Here is a 19,649-nt window from a genome sequence, read left to right as displayed (position 1 = left end):
GGGTTTCCGTAGAGACGGGAAAAGTGGGCCCTAACCTTCCCAGCCCAGATGGCTGAGGAAGTCGCGGGTGCGGGCGACTTGCGGGTTGTCGAAAATCTGCGTGGGCGGGCCTTGCTCCAGGATGGCGCCGTTCTCGAACACCACCACCCAATTGGCCACGCGCCGCGCAAAACTCATCTCGTGGGTCACGACGATCATCGTCATGCCTTCCTGCGCCAGCTTCTTCATCACGTTCAGCACTTCGCCCACCGTTTCCGGGTCCAGCGCCGACGTGGGTTCATCGAACAGCATCACTTCGGGTTGCATCGCCAGCGCGCGGGCAATCGCCACGCGCTGCTGCTGGCCGCCGGACAGGTTGGCGGGGAAGCTGCCCGCCTTGGCGGCCAGGCCCACCTTTTCCAGCAGCGCCATCGCCCGGGCCCGGGCGGCTTCCGGCGCCAAGCCCAGCACCGTGATCGGCCCCATTGCCACGTTGTCCAGCGCGGACTTGTGCGGGAAGAGCTCGAAGCTCTGGAACACCATGCCCATGCGCTGGCGCACGCGGCGCACGTCGGATTCGGATTCCGGCAGCGCCACGCCGTCCAGCAGCACGCGGCCACCATCCAGTTTTTCCAGCGCGTTGGTGCAACGCAGAAGCGTGGACTTGCCAGAACCGGACGGGCCGATCAGGCACATCACCTCGCCCTTGTTCACTTGCAGCGACACGTCGGCAAGCGCCACGAAGTCGCCGTAGACCTTGCGCACGTGTTCATAGACCAGCACAGGCGGCTGGTCCGCGCCCTTGCGTGCGGCCGATGCGGCCTGCGCCGCCGCCGGCGCCTCTTCCAGGATCATGTCGTTCATTCCTTGACTCCGTATTTGCGATGGATCCAGTCCACCAGCTTGGCCTGGGGATAGCCCATCAGCCAATAGATCACCGCCATCGCGGTCAGCATTTCCAGCACGCGGAAGGTCTGCGCGCGCACCTGCATCGAGGCGTAGGCCAATTCGCTTACCGCGATCACCGACACCAGCGACGTATCCTTGAACAGCGAGATCCAGGTGCTGGCCAGCACCGGCAGGATGCGGCGCCCCGCCTGCGGGATCAGCACCTTGAACATGGCCTGCCGGCGCGACATGCCCATCGCCAGCGCCGCCTCCATCTGGCCCTTGCGGATCGAATTGATGCCGGCGCGGAACGTCTCGGAGTTGTACGCCGACACGTTCAGCACCAACGCCACCAGTGCCGTCGTGACCGCTGAGAACTGCACATCCAGCGCCATCGGCATCACGTAGAACGCCCAATAGATCACCAGGATCAGCGGCAGGTTGCGGAAGAACTCCACGATGGCGACGGCCACCCCGTTGGCGACGCGGTTCGACGACAGGCGCATCAGCGCAAGCACCATGCCGCCGGGCACGGCTAGCGCCATCGTCACCACCGTCAGCATGATGGTCATTGCCGCGCCCTGCAGCAACGCGTCGCGCGAGTCCCAGATGATTCCCCAGTCCAGATTCATGAGCGCCCCAGGTGTGCGTAGCGTTGATACAGCCGGTCCACGCCGCGCGTGACCGGGAACAGGATCACGAAGTACGCCACGATGACGGCGGTGAAGACTTCGATCGGCCGATAGCTTTGCCCCGCGATGGTCTCGGCCTTGTGCATCAGTTCGGGCACCGCGATCACGGTGGCGATCGCCGTATCCTTGATGGCCAGCGTCAGCACGGAACCGAAGGCCGGCAACATGCGGATGGTGGCTTGCGGCAGGATGATCTTCCGCAGCGCCTGGGCGCGCGACATGCCCAGCGCCAGGCCGGCGCGCATCTGGCCCGGCCGCACCGATTCGATGCCGGCGCGGATCACCTCGGCCGAATAGGCCGCGATATGCAACGTCAACGCCACCAGCGCCGCCCAGAAGGGCGCGAAGTTCACGCCCGCCAAAAGCGGGAACGCGAAGTAGATCCAGACCAGCACCACCAGCACGGGGATGGCGCGCATGCTGTCGATGTAGAACACCAGCAGCCCGCGCAGCCAGCGCGGGCCATACAGCCGCAGCAGCGCGATCACGAGGCCCAGCAGGATGCTGGACACCGCCGTGATGGCACTGAGCGCCACGGTGATGCCGAGGCCACCGGCGAAGAATCGCCAGTTCTCGACAAGCGGGGAAAAATCGAAATCCATGGAGTCTCCGTGGAACTGGAAGGCCGACAGCGACGCGCGCGTCAGAACGTCACCATCACTTTCATGGCCTGATGGCGGTCCGCCGCCAGCGCGAACGCGTCGTGCACGCGCGCGACCGGCATCGCCGCCGTCAGCAGCGGCGACACGTCCAGCACACCGCGGCTCAGGTAGTCGACGGCCCAGGCGTATTCGTCCACGAAGCGGAAGCTGCCGATGACGGACAGGCTCTTGACCATGATCTGGTTGAACGGGCATTGCTCGCTGCTGCCGTTCAACGTTCCCACCGTCACGATGACGCCGCGCGGACGCGTCGCCCGGATGCAGTTGGCCAGGCCGGCGTAGTTGCCGGACGCCTCGAAGCAGACGTCGACCGAACCCTTGCCCGCCGCCAGCTCGTCGATCGCGCCCGGATCTCGGGCGACGTTGATGGTGCGCGCGGCGCCCACGCGCGCGCAGGTGGCCAGCGTCTCGTCGACGATATCCACCACGATCACGCGGCTGGCGCCGGCCAGGCGCGCCGCCATCAGAATCAGGGCGCCGATCGGACCGGCCCCCACCACCATCACCGTCTTGCCCAGCAGCGTCCCCGCGCTGCGAACCGCATGCAGCGCCACCGCCAACGGCTCGCCGAACGCGGCCAGTTCGAACGACAGGCTGTCCGGCACCGGCAGGCACTGCTTTTCCTGCACCACCACCTGTTCGCGCATCGCGCCTTGCATGTGCGGATAGCGGCTGGCGCTGCCGAAGAAGAACACGGACTCGCAGTGGTTGGAATCGCCCTGGCGGCAATAGCGGCAGACGCCGCAGGTGCGCGCCGGATCCAGCGCCACGCGGTCGCCCGGGCGGACGGCGGTGACCGCCGCGCCCACCTCCAGCACCTGGCCCGACGCCTCGTGCCCCGGCGTCAACGGTTCACGGATGACGAAGTCGCCTACTTTTCCATGACGGTAGTAGTGCAGGTCCGATCCGCAGATGCCCACCGCCTTGACGCCCACCCGCACTTGCGTGGGGCCGAGCGCCTCGGGCTGCTGTTCGTCCAGGCGCAGGTCCTGGGCGCCATGAATCGCGCAATTCAACATGATGGCCGCCTTATTTCAGGGTTTGCGTCATGCGGCGCTCTTCGGCCGCCAGTTCCGGGTGCATGCGCGCTTGCACTTTGCGCAGCCAGTCCAGGTAGACGGCCTGGTCTTTCGCCACGCCCATGCCCGCGTCGATCGCGAAGATCTTGCTGTCCTGGCAATCGTTTTCTTTGGGGAACACGGCCAGGCCCTTGACCTTCCTGCTGATGTTGGGCCACAGCATGCGGTTCAACGGCGCCACGTCCGAACGGCCGGCCAGAACTTCCTCGATGGGCGCGACCGACCCCGAATTGGTCACGCCGCGCAGCTTGGCGTTGGGGAAGTTCTGCAGCACCAGCGGCTCTTCGCCCGCGCCGGAGAAGTAGGCCATGGTGATGCCAGGCTGGTTGAAGTCTTCGACCTTGGCGGCGTTCGTGAACTTCGGATTCGATGCCAGCCCGAACATGCAGACGCTGGTGTTGGAGAAGGTCACGAAGTCGATGATCTTGGCGCGCTCGGCGTTCTGGTTCAACGGGCCGATCATGATGTCCATCTGGTTGGCGATCAGCGCGGGCACCTTGGTTTCGTGGCTGACCTGCACGGGCACGATCTTCACCTCCAGCAAGCGCGCGAATTCCTTGCCCAGCAGCCACGACGACCCCATCCAGGGTTCGCCCGAACCGGTGGTGTTCTGCACCAGCCAGGGCGGGTTGTTGACCACGCCGACCCGCAGCACGCCCGCCTTGCGGATGGCGTCGATGCGGGGGCTTTCGCCGGCCGCGGGCGGCGTCTGGGCATGCGCCGCGGCCGCGCCCGCCAACAGGGCGGCGGACAGGAACAGGCGGGCTGCTGGAAGGCGCGTGGGGAATCGGGGTTGCATGCAAAGTCTCCTTGAGGGAACCCGGCCCTCCGCCGTCCGAAGGCGGCGCGCCGGGTACCGGCGTGTTTAAGCACCGGCGGTATCGCCAGATCCGCACGCGCCATGCGCGTGCCGGTTGAAAAGGGGAACGGCCGGGCGGCCTACTGGGTCTGTTCGATGATGCGCATTTCGTCAGCGTCCAACGCGGGCTTCATCGTGGCCGCCACCTGCCGCAGCCAGGTCAGGTAGCCGGGCTGGTTCCTGTCGATCGCCAGGCCCACCGGCGAGGCCTTTTCCGTGCTCTGCTGGCAATTGGCTTCGGCGGGAAACACCACCAGGCCGCGCACCTTGTGGTTCAGGCCCACCCATGGCACGCGATTGATCGGCGCGGCGTCGGCGCGCTTGGCCATGATTTCTTCGATGGGCGCGGTGGCGCCGGAGTTGGCCACGGCGCGCAGCCGGGCTCGGGGGAAGCGTTCCTTCACCCAGGCCTCTTCGGCGCCGCCCGTGAAGTACGCGATGGTGATGTCGGGCTGGTTCAGGTCGTCGACCGTCTTGATCCTGGCCAGCTTGTCGTTGCCCGCGCGGCCGAACATGCAGACACTGGTGGCCGAATACAGCACGAAGTCCACCACCTTCAGGCGCTCGGCCGTCTCGGCCAGCGGGCTGATGGTCATGTCGACTTGATTGGCAGCCAGCACGGGAACCTTGGTCTCGTGCGACACGGGCACGGCGGTCAGCTTGACGCCCAACTGGCGCGCATACTCCTTGGCCAGCAGCCAGGCGGGGCCGCTCCAGGCTTCGCCGTTTTTCCCGGACAGGTCCTGGATCAGCCAGGGCGCGTTCTGCAACACGCCCACGCGCAACTCGCCCGATTTGCGGATGGCGTCGATGCGCGGGCTTTGCCCGGGTGCCGGCACGCCAACTGCGCCGCTTTGCGCGGCCGCCGGCAAGGACATCGCCAGCGCCACAGCCGCGGCCAACCGGACCCACCGGGCCTTCGCGCGGCTCCCCTTGTACTGTTGCTGCATTGCCTGTCTCCTGAACTTGAAAGGCCCGGGTCCGGGGCGCGGTTATCTTCCGCGCTCTGCCGGGGGCCGCCTGCCGGTCCGCCTTGCGCTACGGGGTCAACGCCACCCCTGCGCGAATTCACCGATCACGCGCTCAAGGTGGGCGCGCATCGCCTGCCGCGCCGCTTGCGCGTCGCCGGCCACCAGCGCGCTGAAAATGCGCTGATGGTCTTCCTGCGACGCCTGGCGCAGATCCTGCGTATGGAAATGCTGTTCGATCTTTTCCCAGATCGGCCCCTGGGCCTGGTCCCACATCGACGTCACGGTGGCCAACAGCACGCTGTTGCCCGTGGACTGCGCGATGTACAGATGAAAGCGGCGATCGGCCTCTTCATTGGCGGCCTTGTCCATCATCTGCTCGCGCATCGTCGTCAACGCTTCGAAGATGCGGTCCAGGTCGGCGTCGTTGCGGGTCGTGGCCGCCAGTGCCGCGATTTCGGATTCGATCAGGCACCGCGCCCGCAGCAGCTCGAACGGCCCCGCCCCGGCTTCCTGCGCCGCCGGCAAGCGGGCGATGCCGGGCTTGGGCTCACAGACATAGATGCCCGACCCGCCGCGGACTTCCACCACCCCCTGCAGCTCCAGCGCGATGATGGCTTCGCGCAGCGCGGTGCGGCTGACGTCGAAGCGTTCGGCCAGCGCGCGTTCGGCCGGCAAACGCTTGCCGACGGCGAATTCGCCTTGCGCCACCAGGGCCTGGATCTGCGCGGCCAGCCGCACATAGGCGCGGTCCGCCACCGGCTTGCTGGCCGGCTCTTCGGGTTTGGGGATCAGTTGCAGTGTCATGGAGTTCAGAAGTGGTTAGACCAAATCATAAGTGGTTCACCAATTTCCACCATCATGGTTTACCACTATCAAAGTGGTAAACCATTGGTGCGCAAGGTGGCGGCAAGGACGGCGGCGGGGGTCGACAGCGGCGGCCGGAACCCTGTATAGATGGCGGTCCAACAGAACCCCTTCGTGCAGGTAAGGAAGCGCCATGTCCGATACGTCCAAGCAGCCATTGTCCGCCAGCCCCCAAGCGCCGTCGCCCAGCGGCGACGCGCTGACGGCCCTGACCGTCACCGAGGCCGCCGCCCTGATCCGCGAGGGCCGCATCACCAGCGTGGCGCTGACCGAAGCCTGCCTGGACCGCATCGACGCCCACGGCGCGCTCAACGCCTTCATCACCGTCGACCGCGACGGCGCGCTCGCACAGGCCCGCGCCTATGACGCCGCGCGCAGCGCAGGCGGCGCTGCCGCCGCGCCGCTGGGCGGCGTGCCCCTGGCCATCAAGGACAACATCCATGTGGCCGGCCTGCCCAACACGGCCGGCACGCCGGCCTTGAAGCACTTCCGCCCCGCGCAGGACGCGCCCGTCGTGCAGCGCCTGCGCGCCGCCGGCGCCGTCATCGTGGGCAAGACCCACATGCATGAGCTGGCCTTCGGCGTCTCGGGCTACAACACCGCCTTCCCCGGCGCGCATGGCGAGGGCACGCGCAACGCCTACGACCGCAGCCGCATCGCCGGCGGCTCGTCGTCGGGCAGCGGCGCGGCCGTGGGCGCGCGCCTGACGCCCGCCGCCATGGGCACCGACACCGGCGCATCCGTGCGCCTGCCGGCCGCCGTCAACGGCGCCGCGGGCTTCCGCCCGTCGGTCGGCCGGTACGACGGCGCGGGCATCACGCCCATCTCGCACACCCGGGACACGCCCGGGCCCATCGCCAACAGCATGGCAGACATCGCGCTGCTTGACGCCGTGCTGGCGGACGACGCCGAGCCGTTGCCGGACCTGCCGCCCGCCAACGTGCGCCTGGGGCTGGCCGGCGATTTCTGGGCCGGCCTGGACCCGTCCGTGCGCCAGGTCATGGACGCCGCCCTGGCCACGCTGTGCGCGGCCGGCGTGCAATTGGTGGACGTCGACATGCCCGAGCTGGCGGCCGCCAACGCCGCGGTCGGCATGCCGCTGTGCCTGTACGAGCAAAAGCCCGACCTGACCGCCTACCTGCAACGCTACGGCACGGGCGTGAGCTTCGACGAGGTGGTGGCGCAGATATCAAGCCCCGACGTCAAAGCCATTTTCGACGGCCTGATCGTGCCGGGCGTGCTGCCCTTGCCGGACGGCCAGGTGCAGCCGCTCAAACCGCTGTACGACCGCGTCATCGCCGAGCAACGGGATGCGCTGATCGACGTGTACCGGCGCGCTTTCCATGAGCACGCGCTGGACGGCCTGCTGTTCCCGACGCTGCCGATCCTGCCAATGGCCGCCACGCCCGAGGCCAGCAGCTTTGAGAGTTTCAGCCGCCTGGCCCGCAACGTCGACCCCGGCAGCAACGCCGGCCTGCCCGGCCTGAGCGTGCCGGCCGGCTTGTCTGCGGAAGGCTTGCCGGTGGGCGTGGAGATCGACGGCCTGCCGGGCGATGACCGCAAGGTGCTGGCGATCGGCATGATGATCGAGCGTGTCCTGGGGCGCATCGCGCCGCCCCCGGCCATGGCCAGGGCATAAAAAAACCGGCCGCATGGCCGGTTTTTTCGTTGCGCGCGTGCGCCTCACCCCAGGTTCGGGGCCAGCGTCCGCTTCAGGTCCTCAATGGTCCGTCCGCTGCGCTTGGCGTAGTCTTCCAGCTGGTCCTCGCCGATCACGCCCACGTTGAAGTATTGCGACTCCGGGTGGCTGAAGTAGAAACCCGACACGCTGGAGGCCGGGTACATGGCGTAGCTGTCGGTCAGCATCATGCCGATGTCGCCGCCGTCCAGCACGCGGAACATGTCGGACTTGACCACGTGCTCCGGGCAGGCCGGATAGCCGGGCGCGGGGCGGATGCCCACGTACTTCTCGGCGATCATGTCCTCGTTGGACAGGGCCTCGTCGGGCACGTAGCCCCACAGGTCCTGGCGCACGCGGGCATGCAGGCATTCGGCGAAGCCTTCGGCCAGGCGGTCGGCCAGCGACTTCAGCATGATGCTGGAATAGTCGTCCAGCGCGCGCTCGAACTCGGCTTCCTTCTTCTCGATGCCGATGCCCGCCGTGACGGCGAACATGCCGATGTAGTCCAGCTTGCCGGACGACTTGGGCGCAATGAAGTCGGCCAGCGACTTGTTGCTGACGCCTTCGCGCTTGGCGCCCTGCTGGCGCAGGTTGCGGTACGTGAACAGCACTTCGCTGCGCGTCTCGTCCTTGTAGATCTCGATGTCTTCGTCGTTGACGCGGTTGGCCGGGTAGAAGCCGACCACGCCGTTGGCGGTCAGCCAGCGGCCTTCGACGATGCGCTTCATCATGGCCAGGCCGTCGGCGTAGACCTTGCGCGCCTGTTCGCCCACCACCTTGTCGTCCAGGATCGCGGGGAACGGGCCGAACAGGCTCCAGGTCTGGAAGAACGGGCCCCAGTCCACGTACTTCACGATCTCGGCCAGGTCGTAGCTCTTGAACGTGCGGCGGCCGATGAACTTCGGACGCGGCGGCGTGTAGGCGTCCCAGTCGATCGCCGGGCGCGAGGCGCGCGCATCCGCCAGCGGCAGGATCGGCGTGGCCTTGCGGTTGGCGTGGCGGCGGCGCACTTCCTCGTATTCCTGGGCCAGCTCCGACAGATACGTTGCCGACTGGTCCGACATCAGGTTGGTCGCCACGCCCACCGACCGGCTGGCGTCCGGCACGTAGATCACCGGGCCTTCGTAGTGGGGCGCGATCTTGACGGCCGTGTGCACGCGGCTGGTGGTGGCGCCGCCGATCATCAACGGCAGCTTGCGGCTGCGGAAGTACTCGTCGCGCTGCATTTCGCTGGCCACGTACGCCATTTCTTCCAGGCTGGGCGTGATCAGGCCGGACAGGCCGACGATGTCGGCGTTTTCTTCCTTGGCCTTTTCCAGGATCTGCGCGCAGGGCACCATCACGCCCATGTTCACGACTTCGAAGTTGTTGCACTGCAGGACGACCGACACGATGTTCTTGCCGATGTCGTGCACGTCGCCCTTGACGGTGGCGATGACGATCTTGCCCTTGGCGCGCACGTCGCCGCCGGCGGCCGCGATCTGGCGCTTTTCCTCTTCGATGAAGGGGATCAGGTGGGCCACGGCCTGCTTCATGACGCGGGCGGACTTCACCACCTGCGGCAGGAACATCTTGCCTTCGCCGAACAGGTCGCCGACGACGTTCATGCCGTCCATCAGCGGGCCTTCGATCACTTCGATCGGACGGCCGCCGCGGTCGAAGATCTTCTGGCGCACTTCTTCCGTGTCTTCCACGATGAAGGCCGTAATGCCGTGCACCAGCGCGTGCGACAGGCGCTTTTCCACGTCGGCGTTGCGCCAGGTCAGGTCTTCTTCGCGCTTGGCGCCCGACCCCTTCACGGTGTCGGCGAACTGCACCAGGCGTTCGGTCGGCGTGCGCTCGTCGTCGGATTCGGTCTTGCCCACGGGCTCGGGACGGTCCAGCACCACGTCTTCGACCAGGTCGCGCAGCTTCGGGTCCAAGTCGGCGTATACGCCGAGCTGGCCGGCGTTGACGATGCCCATCGTCATGCCTTCCTTCACCGCGTAATACAGAAACACGGTGTGGATGGCCTCGCGCATCGGCTCGTTGCCGCGGAACGAGAAGCTGACGTTGGACACGCCGCCCGAGATGCGGGCGTGGGGCAGGTTGTCGCGGATCCAGCGGGTGCCTTCGATGAAGTCCACCGCGTAGTGGTTGTGCTCGTCGATGCCGGTGGCGACCGCGAAGACGTTCGGATCGAAAATGATGTCTTCCGGCGGGAAGCCCTCTTCCTCGACCAGGATCTTGTAGGCGCGCGCGCAGATTTCCTTGCGGCGTTCCAGCGTGTCGGCCTGGCCCAGTTCGTCGAACGCCATGACGACCACGGCCGCGCCGTAGCGGCGGCACAGGCGCGCGTGATGGCGAAACGGCTCAATCCCTTCCTTCATCGAAATGGAGTTCACCACCGGTTTGCCCTGCACGCATTTCAGGCCGGTCTCGATGACTTCCCACTTCGAGCTGTCGATCATGACCGGCACGCGGGCGATGTCGGGTTCGGAGGCAATCAGGTTCAGAAAGCGGTGCATGCAGGCCACCGAATCCAGCATGGCCTCGTCCATGTTGATGTCGATGATCTGCGCGCCGTTCTCGACCTGCTGGCGGGCCACGGCCAGCGCCTCGTCGTACTTTTCTTCGCGGATCAGGCGGGCGAACATCTTGCTGCCCGTCACGTTGGTGCGTTCGCCCACGTTGACGTATAGCGTGTCTTCGTCGATGTTCAACGGTTCAAGCCCCGACAGGCGGGTCTTGACCGGAATGTCGGGCACGACCCGCGGCGTCAGCGCGGTGACCTTGTCCGCGATGGCGCGGATGTGGTCCGGCGTGGTGCCGCAACAGCCGCCGGACATGTTCACCAGCCCGGCGCGCGCGAATTCCTCAAGCAGCGCCGAGGTGTCGGCAGGCGTTTCGTCGAAGCCCGTCTCGGCCATCGGATTGGGCAGGCCGGCGTTGGGATACACGCAGACGTAGGTGTCGCAGATCTTGGACAGTTCGGCCACGTAGGGGCGCATCAGCGCCGCGCCCAGCGCGCAGTTCAGGCCGATGGTGACCGGGCGCGCGTGGCGCACCGAGTTCCAGAAGGCCTCCACGGTCTGGCCGGACAGGATGCGGCCCGAGGCGTCGGTCACGGTGCCCGAAATCATCACGGGCAGGCGGACGCCGCGCGCCTCGAACACTTCCTCGGTCGCGAAGATGGCGGCCTTGGCGTTCAGGGTGTCGAAAATGGTTTCGATCAGGACGATGTCGATACCGCCGTCCAAGAGACCGTTCAGCTGTTCGATATAGGCGACGCGCAGCTCGTCGAACGTGACGTTGCGGGCGCCCGGATCGTTCACGTCGGGCGAGATCGACGCCGTCTTGGGCTGCGGCCCCAGGGCGCCGGCCACGAAACGCGGCTTGTCCGGCGTGCTGAAGGCGTCACAGGCCTCGCGGGCCAGCTTCGCGGACGCCAGGTTCAGTTCGTAAGCCAGCTCCGGCAGGTCGTAGTCGCCCTGCGCGATGGTGGTGGCGCCGAAGGTGTTGGTCTCGATGACGTCCGCGCCGGCTTCCAGGTACTGGCGGTGGATCTCTGCGATCACGTCGGGCCGCACCAGCGACAGCAGTTCGTTGTTGCCCTTGACGTCCTTGCCGTGGCCGGCGAAGCGCTGGCCGCGGAAATCCGCTTCGCCCAGCTTGTAGCGCTGGATCATGGTGCCCATGGCGCCATCCAGGATCAGGATGCGCTTGCCCAGCAGGCGGGCGAAATCGCCGCCTTGGGTATAGGCTTCGGGCGGGTACGGCAGGCGGGGATACGACACGGGCAGATCCAGCAATGGGTTGGCTTCAGTGGCGAAGCTGTGGCTAAAAAGCAAAAACCACTGAAAAAAACAAGCCCTGATCGTAACAAAACGGGCTCTCCCGCGCCCTGCGGTGATACAGTTTCGGCCCCGAACCGGTGCTTTCGGCGCAATAGGCTGGCAAGAACGCAACACTTGCCCGCCGCGCGCGAAAGGTAAACGGGAAACAGGAAGACGCCCGCCCGGGCTGCCCCGCCGCCCATGAAGCGGCCGGGCAAGCCCCCGCCGTCCAGCCTGTGCTGCCCCCGCAACGGTCCCCATGCGCGCCTTTTTTTGGCGCCCATGGCAGCCCGATACCGGCCAGTTCGTTCGTCAGGAAGTCCATGCATCGCCGCCCGGCCCGACCGGCCCGCTGCGCGTGGGCAGCCTCCCCATCGTGAATGGCCTGCGGGGTCGCGGGCCGCATCGAGGTTACGAAGATGAAAGCCCGCTCCATCCGGCGTTACGCCGGTGCCCTGCTCTGTTCCGCCCCGGCCATCGCCGCCGCCCAGCAAACGGCCTCCGCCCCCCCCGAACTCGACCCGATCACCGTCACCGCCCAGCGCGTGCCGACGGACGGCCGCACGCTGCCGGTGTCCATTTCGGTCATCACCGCCGAAGACATCGCCGCCAGCACCGCCCGCACCATGCAGGACCTGCTGTCGACGCAGGCCGGCATCCACCTGATCAACACCAGCAGCTCCAGCGACAACGCCATCGTCGACCTGCGCGGCTTCGGCATCACCGGCGCCAGCAACACGCTGATCATGATCGACGGCGTGAAGCAGAACACCAACGACCTGTCGGCCCCGGGCCTGGGCGTGGTGCCGCTGGACCAGGTTGAACGCGTGGAAATCGTGCGCGGCAGCGGCTCGGTGCAATACGGCGGCGGCACGACCGGCGGCGTGATCAACATCATCACCAAGTCGGACTTTTCCAAGGAACCGGTGACCGCCCGCGCCACCGCCACCTTCGGCAGCTACGGCCTGCGCCAGTACGACGCCGCCGTCGCGATGAACAACGAGAAAGTCGGCATCGACGCCTACATGCAGTCGCTGCACACCGACGGCTACCGCGACCACAGCGGCGAACGCCGCGAAGGCGGCGGCGCCGGCATCACGCTGCGCCACGACAATGGCTCGATCCGCCTGTACGGCCGCACCACCACGCAAAAGCTGGAACTGCCCGGCCCGCGCCTGATCAACCCGACGACTGGCGAAAACCAGTTCGAGAACGATCCGCGCGGCGCGAAGAACGACGTCGACTACGTCAAGACCACGACGACGACCTTCGGCCTTCAGGTCGAACAGGCGATCGGTGCCGGTACGCTGTACGCCGACCTGTCGACCCGCGAGAAGAAGCTGAACGGCCTGTCGTACGACGGTTTCGGCGACACCCTGCGCGACCAGAAGCTGGAAGAGAACATCGCCAGCGTGCGCTACCGCCTGCCGATCGAAGGCGGCCACAGCATCGTCTTCGGCGCCGACGCCCAGGAATCCAAGACCACCGCGGACCAGAACGCGTACTACGACTTCGAACCGTCGAAGTGGCAATCGCGCCAACACCAGTACGGCCTGTTCGCCGAGGGCCAGATCCGCGCCACCGACAGCACCTACGTGACGGCCGGCGTGCGCCGCCAGTACGCGTCGGACGACCTGGACGTGCTGAGCGGTTCGGGCACCGCCTCCGACCGCGGCAACCACCTGACCGCCTGGCAACTGGGCGTGCGCCAGGACCTGTCCGCCGGTTTCGGCCTGTACGGCAAGGTCGGCCGCAGCTTCCGTCTGCCCAACGCCGACGAACTGCTGTCGGTGCAACAGCCGCTGGCCCCGCAAACGTCCACCGACAAAGAAATCGGCGTGACGTGGCAAGGCGCCGCCAGCAGCGCCCGCCTGTCGTACTTCCGCTATGACCTGACCAACGAAATCCAGTACAACCCGCTGGCCGACGGCATGTGGGGCCCGGGCACCGGCGCCAACACCAACCTGGACCCGACCCGCCGCCAAGGCATCGAACTGGAAGGCCGCACCGCCCTTTCCAGCAGCGTCACGCTGGATGCGAACCTGACCTGGATGGAAGCGCAATTCCGCTCCGGCACGTACGCCGGCGTGGACCTGGCCGGCAAGACCGTGCCGCTGGCCCCGAAGTGGCTGGCCAACGCCGGCGTGACCTGGCGCCCCACGGACGCCTTCCTGTGGAACGTGTCGGCGCAGTACGTGGGCAAGTCCCGCATGGACAACGACCAGGCCAACCAGTTCGACACCGAGCTGGACGCCTATGTGCTGTTCAACACGAAGCTGGCCTACAAGTTCACGCGCAACATCGAAGGCGCCATCGGCGTGAACAACATCTTCGACCGCCAGTACGCCACCTACGGCATCCGCGGCGGCGACGCGTCGTTCCAGATGCTGGGCCCCGTCGCCAACTACAACCTGTACCCGGCGCCCGGCCGCAATTTCTACGCGTCGCTCACGCTGCGCTATTGATCGCGGACATCCGATATAGTCGGCGTACTCCGCTGACGATATCGGCCCCTGCATGACCTTCCCACGCGCCTTTCCACGCATCGCTCCGGGGCTGTTCCTGGCCCTGGGCGCGATGCTGGCTGCGCTGCCGGCCGCCGCTGGCGATTCCCGCATTCAGGTGCAGGACGACAAAGGCCGCGCGGTCCTGCTGGCCGCGCCCGCGCGCCGCGCCGTCACCCTGGCGCCGCACGCCACCGAACTCGTCTACGCCGCCGGCGCGGGCGACCGCCTCATCGCCACCATCCGCGGCAGCGACTATCCCCCCGCGGCCCGGCAATTGCCCATCATCGGCGACGGCACGCAGCCCGACGCCGAGCGCGTGGCCGCCGTGCGCCCCGACCTGCTGATCGCCTGGCAGCCGGCTGCGGCCGAACCGCTGGCGCGCGTCATGGACAAACTGGGCGTGCCCGTCTTCTTCAGCGATCCGCTGACGCTTGCCGCCATCCCCGACGCCGTCGAACGCATGGGCACGCTGTTCGGCACCGAGGCGCAGGCCCGGCCCGCCGCCGCCCGATTGCGCGCCCGCCTGGACGCGCTGACGGCGCGCTACGCCGGCCGCCGCCCCGTGCGCGTCTTCGTGCAAGCCGGCCTGGACCCCATCTACACGCTGAACGACAGCAGCATCGTCAGCGACGCGCTGCGCGTCTGCGGCGGCGTCAACGTGTTCGGGCAGGCGCCCGTCGTCGCCCCGCAGGTCACGCTGGAAAGCGTGCTGGCCGCCCGCCCCGAAGCCGTGCTGGCGGGCATCGCGCAGCCTGCCGACACGGGCAAGAACCTGGCCGCCTGGCAGGCGCTGGGGCTGCCCGCCGCCCGCGCCGGGCATGTCTACGGCATCGACGCCGACGCCCTGTACCGCCCGGGCCCGCGCCTGATCGACGCCGCCGAAGCCATCTGCGCCGACCTGGACCGGTTGCGCTGACCCGCCCGCCGCGACGACGCGATCCGCAAATAGTGGAACGCGGCATTTCACTGAACACGCCTGCCGCGCCGCGGCGTGCTTTATCATTCGCTTAACAAAAATCAGTCAGCCTCCCGCGGGCTCCGCTCTCGCGCCCCCGCCCTTTGAACACCGCCATGACCACACAAGACACCCTCACCATCGCCGGACGCGCCTACTCGTCGCGCCTGCTCGTCGGCACCGGCAAGTACAAGGACTTCGAAGAGACCCGCGCTGCGCTGGACGCCAGCGGCACCGAGATCGTCACCGTCGCCATCCGCCGCACCAACATCGGCCAGAACGCCGGTGAACCGAATCTGCTGGACTACGTCCCGCCGTCGAAATTCACGCTGCTGCCCAACACCGCCGGCTGCTACAGCGCCGACGACGCGGTCCGCACCCTGCGCCTGGCGCGCGAGCTGCTGGACGGCCATGACCTGGTCAAGCTGGAAGTGCTGGGCGACCCGCACACCCTGTTCCCCAACATGCCCGAAACGCTCAAAGCCACCAAGACGCTGGTCGACGAGGGCTTCAAGGTCATGGTCTATTGCACCGACGACCCCATCCAGTGCCGCATGCTGGAGGACATGGGCGCCGTGGCCGTCATGCCGCTGGCCTCGCTGATCGGCTCGGGCATGGGCATCCTGAACCCGTGGAACCTGCGCCTGATCATCGACCAGGCCCGCGTGCCGGTCGTGGTGGACGCCGGCGTGGGCACCGCGTCCGACGCCGCCATCGCCATGGAGCTGGGCTGCGACGCCGTCCTGATGAACACCGCCATCGCCGCGGCCCGCGATCCGATCCTGATGGCCAGCGCCATGAAGAAGGGCGTGGAAGCCGGCCGCGAGGCCTTCCTGGCCGGCCGCATGCCCAAGAAGCTGTACAGCGGCGCGCCCAGCTCGCCCACCGACGGCCTGATCACCGCCGGCCCGGGTTCGGCGAAATGAGCTCCCGCCCGCAGGACGGCAACGCCCGTCCGATTCCCCATGCGCTGACCATCGCCGGCGTCGACCCGTCCGGCGGCGCCGGCACGCTGGCCGACATCAAGGCCATGAGCGCCCTGGGCGCCTATGGCTGTGCCGTCATCGCCGCACTGACTGCCCAGAACACCCAGGGCGTCACCGGCATTTCGCCCGTGCCGCCTGCCTTCGTGGGCCTGCAGATCGACACGCTGTTCACCGACGTGCGCATCGACGCCGTCAAGGTCGGCATGCTGGGCCAGCGCCCGGTGATCGAAATCGTGGCCGAAAAACTGGCCAAGTGGGCGCCGGCGCACGTGGTGCTGGACCCGGTCATGGTGGCCAAGAGCGGCGACCTGCTGCTTGAGAAAGACGCCGTGGGCGCCATGCGCGAAGCCATGCTGCCCCAGGCCACCCTGCTGACGCCCAACCTGCCCGAAGCCGGCGTGCTGCTGGAAGAGCGGCCGGTGGAGACCGTCAAGGAAATGCGCCGCGTGGCCGAGCGCCTGCGCAACAAGCTGGCGCACTCGGGCGAACGCTGGGTGCTGGTCAAGGGCGGCCATCTGCCCGGCAACGAGACCATCGACCTGCTGCACGACGGCGACCGGATGATCGAGCTGCCCGGCCACCGCATCGAAACCGTCAATACCCATGGCACCGGCTGCACGCTGTCCGCGGCGCTGGCCGCGCTGCTGCCGCAGACTGGCGACGTGCCCGAGGCCGCCCGCCGCGCCAAGGCCTACCTGACCGAAGCCATCCGCCACGCGGAACGCCTGTCGGTGGGTTCCGGCCACGGCCCGGTGCACCACTTCCACGCCTGGTGGTGACCGCCGGATAGCCGGCCCCCCTCCCGAGGTTTCCAGCGGCGCTCCCCGGAGCGCCGCTGCCGTTGCGGCGCCCCCGCCGAGTCCGGCGCCGGGCTGTATTCCAGCTGAAACGCCCGCCTGAAACATCTGCCGGCGGGGCCCGGCGTCACAGGACGCTACGAATCGGTACAATGGCCGGCTGATTCCTCTGTTTTTTCCTGACCGTCATGAACGCTTCGACCCTGCCCGACGTAGAACAAGCCCGCTTCAATATGGTGGAACAGCAGATCCGCCCGTGGGACGTCCTGGACGCCAACGTGCTGCAAGCGCTGTTCGATGTTCGCCGCGAACAATTCGTTCCGCCGGCCCTGCGCGCCCTGGCGTTTTCCGACCTGGAACTGCCGCTGGAAATCAACGCGGTGAATACCCGCCAGACCATGCTCGCCCCCAAGGTCGAAGCCCGTCTGGCGCAGGAACTGCAACTGACCAAGTCCGACTGCGTGCTGGAAATCGGCACCGGCTCCGGCTACCAGGCCGCGCTTCTGGGCTATCTGGCGCAACAGGTCACCTCGGTTGAAATCGACAGCCGCCTGGTGACGTTCGCGCAGCAGAACCTGCAAATGAACAACGTCACCAACGTCAAGGTGGAAACCGGCGACGCCCGCAACGGCTGGGGCTCCACCGAATACGACGCCATCCTGGTGACGGGTTCGGTGCCGGTCGTGCCGGACGCGCTGAAGTACCAGCTGCGCGTCGGCGGCCGCCTGGTCGTGATCGTGGGCCAGGCCCCCGTCATGACGGCCTGTCGCATCACGCGCACCACCGCGGCCAGCTTCGAGACGGTGAATCTGTTCGAAACGGTCATCAAGCCGCTGCGCGGCGCCACGGTGTCCCAGTTCAAGTTCTAACCCCCCACCTTGCCGCCTGGCGCCTGCCCCCCACCGGGGCGCGCGCCTGTCAGGACGGCCCGGCGTATCGTTGAAAATCATGCGCGTCCGATTGCTTACGGCTTTACTGGTTTTTACCTCTGCCGCAAGCGTCGGCCCGTCGCCCGTTTTTGCGCAAAACCTGATCCAGGTCTGGCAATCCGCCCTGGGCAATGACCCGTCCTACGCCGCCGCGCGCGCCAATTACCGCGCCGGCCTGGAAAAAGAACCACAAGCCCGTTCGCTGCTGCTGCCCCTGATTTCCGCCGAAGCCGGCGGCGCCTACCAGGAAACGCGCAGCACCCGCGGCCTGGGCGTGTCCTACAGCGGCGGGCGCGGCGTCTGGGACCTGGCGCTGACCCAGCCCCTGTTCGACTGGGGCCGCTGGCAGAACTACGAACAATCCAAGCTGATCGTCGCCGACGTCGAAGTGCAGCTTCAACAGGCCTACCAAGACCTGCTGCTGCGCGTGGCCGACGCCTACTTCAACGTGCTCTACGCGCAAGACACGCTGACCGCCACCGAGGCCGAGAAGGCCGCCGTGGCCGGGCAGCTGGAGTCCGCCAAGCGCAATTTCGAACTGGGCAACGCCACCGTCACCGACACCTACGAAGCGCAGGCGCGCTACGACCTGGTGCTGGCGCAGGAACTGCGCTTGCAGAACGACCTGGACGTGCGCCGCGACGAACTGGCCAAGATCATCGGCACGCCGCCCGGCGCCTTGGCCGAACTACCCTACGGCGTGCAATTGCCGTCGCCGCAACCTGCCCGCGTGAACGACTGGAGCACCCAGGCCGAAGCCTCCAGCCTGGAAGTGCTGCGGGCGCAACTGCTGACCCGCATCGCCGGCCGCGAGATCCAGATCGCCAAGAGCGGCCACTACCCCACCCTGAACCTGCGCGCCACCAGCGGCAGCGCCAGCGACGCTGTCATGCGCAACGCGGCGCCCGGCAAACCCATCGACAACACGATCGGCGTGGTCCTGTCCATTCCCCTGTACGCGGGCGGCGGCGTGTCGTCGCAAGTCACCGAAAAGGTGCAGCTGGAGCAAAAGGCCCGCCACGACTTCGAAACCACGCGCCGCCAGGCCGTCCAGGCCGCGCGCCAGTACTACACCGGCGTCACCAGCGGCCTGGCCCGCATCCAGGCCCTGGAAGCCGGCGAGAAGTCCAGCCGCGCCGCCGTGGAGGCCAACCGCACGGGCTACGAGGTGGGCGTGCGCATCAACCTGGACGTGCTCAACGCCCAGCAGCAGCTGTACGCCACCCAGCGCGACCTGGCGCTGGCGCGCTACAGCACGGTGCTGTCGGGCCTGCGCCTGAAGGCCGTCAGCGGCATCCTGGCCGAGACCGACCTGGAAGCCATCAACCGCCTGTTGCGGAACGCCCGCTGACCGCCTGCGCCCATCTAGGCGGCAAGATAAAAAAAGCGGCCCCAAGGCCGCTTTTTCGTATTCCCCGCACGCCGGTCAGGCGCCCTGGATCTTCTTCACCAATGCGGTGGTCGACCGTTCGAATTCGAACGGGATCGCCACCGCGCGGCCGCCCCAGGTCTTGACCAGCGCGGCTTCCGGCAGCTTTTCCATGTCGTAGTCGCCGCCCTTGACGATCAGGTCAGGCTTGAGCTCGCCGATCAGGGCCTCGGGCGTGTCTTCGTGGAAGGACGTGACGACCGTCACGCAACCCAGCGCGGCCAGCAGCGCGGCGCGGTCTTCCATGCGGTTCAGCGGGCGCTCGGACCCTTTGCCCAGGCGGCGCACCGATTCGTCGGTGTTCACCGCCACCACCAGCGTCGCGCCCAGTTGGGCGGCCTGGTCCAGATAGGTCGCGTGCCCGCGGTGCAGGATGTCGAAGACGCCATTGGTGAACACCAGCGGCCGCGGCAAGCGGCCGGCAGCAGCGGCGGCGACGCATTCGTCGCGGGACAGGACTTTGGATTCGAAGCGGGCGGCTGACATGCGGCGATTATATCCGCCCGCCGGCCGCCAATCCGCCTCAAAAGCCGCCACTGCGGGGCGGCGCCAGGCC

Annotated in this window: 16 protein-coding genes; 7 read left to right on the top strand and 9 right to left on the bottom strand. The window is 67.5% G+C overall.

Annotated features, from left to right (window positions below; translation table 11 throughout):
* Positions 1-30 precede the first annotated feature (30 nt).
* The 7 genes from A9973_RS26595 to A9973_RS26565 form a co-directional block, all read right to left on the bottom strand.
* Entirely contained in the window at positions 31-843 is an 813-nt protein-coding gene (locus A9973_RS26595) for an amino acid ABC transporter ATP-binding protein (protein WP_304503379.1), read from the bottom strand.
* Positions 840-1,499: an amino acid ABC transporter permease gene (locus A9973_RS26590; RefSeq protein WP_183016609.1), complete on the bottom strand. Its 660-nt coding sequence runs from the start codon at positions 1,497-1,499 to the stop codon at positions 840-842. Before A9973_RS26590 ends, A9973_RS26595 begins: the two co-directional genes overlap by 4 nt.
* Complete coding sequence (locus tag A9973_RS26585) at positions 1,496-2,161, bottom strand: amino acid ABC transporter permease (protein ID WP_183016608.1); 666 nt, start codon at positions 2,159-2,161, stop codon at positions 1,496-1,498. Before A9973_RS26585 ends, A9973_RS26590 begins: the two co-directional genes overlap by 4 nt.
* A gap of 41 nt (positions 2,162-2,202) precedes the next feature.
* Positions 2,203-3,240: an L-idonate 5-dehydrogenase gene (locus tag A9973_RS26580; RefSeq protein WP_183016607.1), complete on the bottom strand. Its 1,038-nt coding sequence runs from the start codon at positions 3,238-3,240 to the stop codon at positions 2,203-2,205.
* Positions 3,241-3,250: 10 nt separating this feature from the next.
* Entirely contained in the window at positions 3,251-4,099 is an 849-nt protein-coding gene (locus tag A9973_RS26575; protein ID WP_183016606.1) for an ABC transporter substrate-binding protein, read from the bottom strand.
* A gap of 140 nt (positions 4,100-4,239) precedes the next feature.
* Entirely contained in the window at positions 4,240-5,109 is an 870-nt protein-coding gene (locus tag A9973_RS26570; protein WP_183016605.1) for an ABC transporter substrate-binding protein, read from the bottom strand.
* Positions 5,110-5,205: 96 nt separating this feature from the next.
* On the bottom strand, positions 5,206-5,934 hold the full coding sequence (locus A9973_RS26565; RefSeq protein WP_183016604.1) for a FadR/GntR family transcriptional regulator: 729 nt from the start codon (positions 5,932-5,934) through the stop codon (positions 5,206-5,208).
* A 193-nt stretch (positions 5,935-6,127) separates the two neighbouring features.
* Between A9973_RS26565 and iaaH the strand changes: the two genes are divergently transcribed.
* Positions 6,128-7,633, top strand: coding sequence for an indoleacetamide hydrolase (gene iaaH, locus A9973_RS26560; protein ID WP_183016603.1), 1,506 nt, complete (start codon positions 6,128-6,130; stop codon positions 7,631-7,633).
* A 44-nt stretch (positions 7,634-7,677) separates the two neighbouring features.
* Here iaaH and metH read toward each other — a convergent pair whose 3' ends face one another.
* Positions 7,678-11,451: a methionine synthase gene (gene metH, locus A9973_RS26555; RefSeq protein WP_183016602.1), complete on the bottom strand. Its 3,774-nt coding sequence runs from the start codon at positions 11,449-11,451 to the stop codon at positions 7,678-7,680.
* Between the two features lie 458 nt (positions 11,452-11,909).
* Here metH and A9973_RS26550 point away from each other — a divergent pair, with 458 nt between their 5' ends.
* The 6 genes from A9973_RS26550 to A9973_RS26525 all read left to right on the top strand — a co-directional run bounded on the left by A9973_RS26550 (position 11,910) and on the right by A9973_RS26525 (position 19,015).
* Positions 11,910-13,955 (top strand): TonB-dependent receptor, encoded by a 2,046-nt coding sequence (locus A9973_RS26550; RefSeq protein WP_183016601.1) that lies wholly within the window; start codon positions 11,910-11,912, stop codon positions 13,953-13,955.
* Positions 13,956-14,007: 52 nt separating this feature from the next.
* The gene (locus A9973_RS26545) at positions 14,008-14,913 is read left to right on the top strand and encodes a cobalamin-binding protein (protein WP_183016600.1); all 906 of its coding nucleotides are present in this window, start codon (positions 14,008-14,010) and stop codon (positions 14,911-14,913) included.
* 155 nt (positions 14,914-15,068) lie between these two features.
* Positions 15,069-15,878 (top strand): thiazole synthase, encoded by an 810-nt coding sequence (locus A9973_RS26540; RefSeq protein ID WP_183016599.1) that lies wholly within the window; start codon positions 15,069-15,071, stop codon positions 15,876-15,878.
* Positions 15,875-16,717 (top strand): bifunctional hydroxymethylpyrimidine kinase/phosphomethylpyrimidine kinase, encoded by an 843-nt coding sequence (gene thiD / locus A9973_RS26535; RefSeq protein ID WP_183016598.1) that lies wholly within the window; start codon positions 15,875-15,877, stop codon positions 16,715-16,717. The genes A9973_RS26540 and thiD overlap by 4 nt, the downstream gene beginning before the upstream one ends.
* Before the next feature lie 206 nt (positions 16,718-16,923).
* Positions 16,924-17,604: a protein-L-isoaspartate O-methyltransferase gene (locus A9973_RS26530; protein WP_169273766.1), complete on the top strand. Its 681-nt coding sequence runs from the start codon at positions 16,924-16,926 to the stop codon at positions 17,602-17,604.
* Between the two features lie 79 nt (positions 17,605-17,683).
* Positions 17,684-19,015 carry a TolC family outer membrane protein gene (locus A9973_RS26525; protein WP_183016597.1) on the top strand — a complete coding sequence of 444 codons (1,332 nt, stop codon included), beginning with the start codon at positions 17,684-17,686 and terminating at the stop codon, positions 19,013-19,015.
* A gap of 75 nt (positions 19,016-19,090) precedes the next feature.
* Here A9973_RS26525 and rfaE2 read toward each other — a convergent pair whose 3' ends face one another.
* Positions 19,091-19,579: a D-glycero-beta-D-manno-heptose 1-phosphate adenylyltransferase gene (gene rfaE2 / locus A9973_RS26520; RefSeq protein ID WP_183016596.1), complete on the bottom strand. Its 489-nt coding sequence runs from the start codon at positions 19,577-19,579 to the stop codon at positions 19,091-19,093.
* Positions 19,580-19,649: the final 70 nt, after the last annotated feature.

Source organism: Achromobacter sp. UMC46, from assembly GCF_014170335.1.
Classification (GTDB): domain Bacteria; phylum Pseudomonadota; class Gammaproteobacteria; order Burkholderiales; family Burkholderiaceae_B; genus Achromobacter.
The sequence above is the reverse complement of the archived record's forward strand: the minus strand, read 5'-3'. Positions and strand labels throughout refer to the sequence as shown.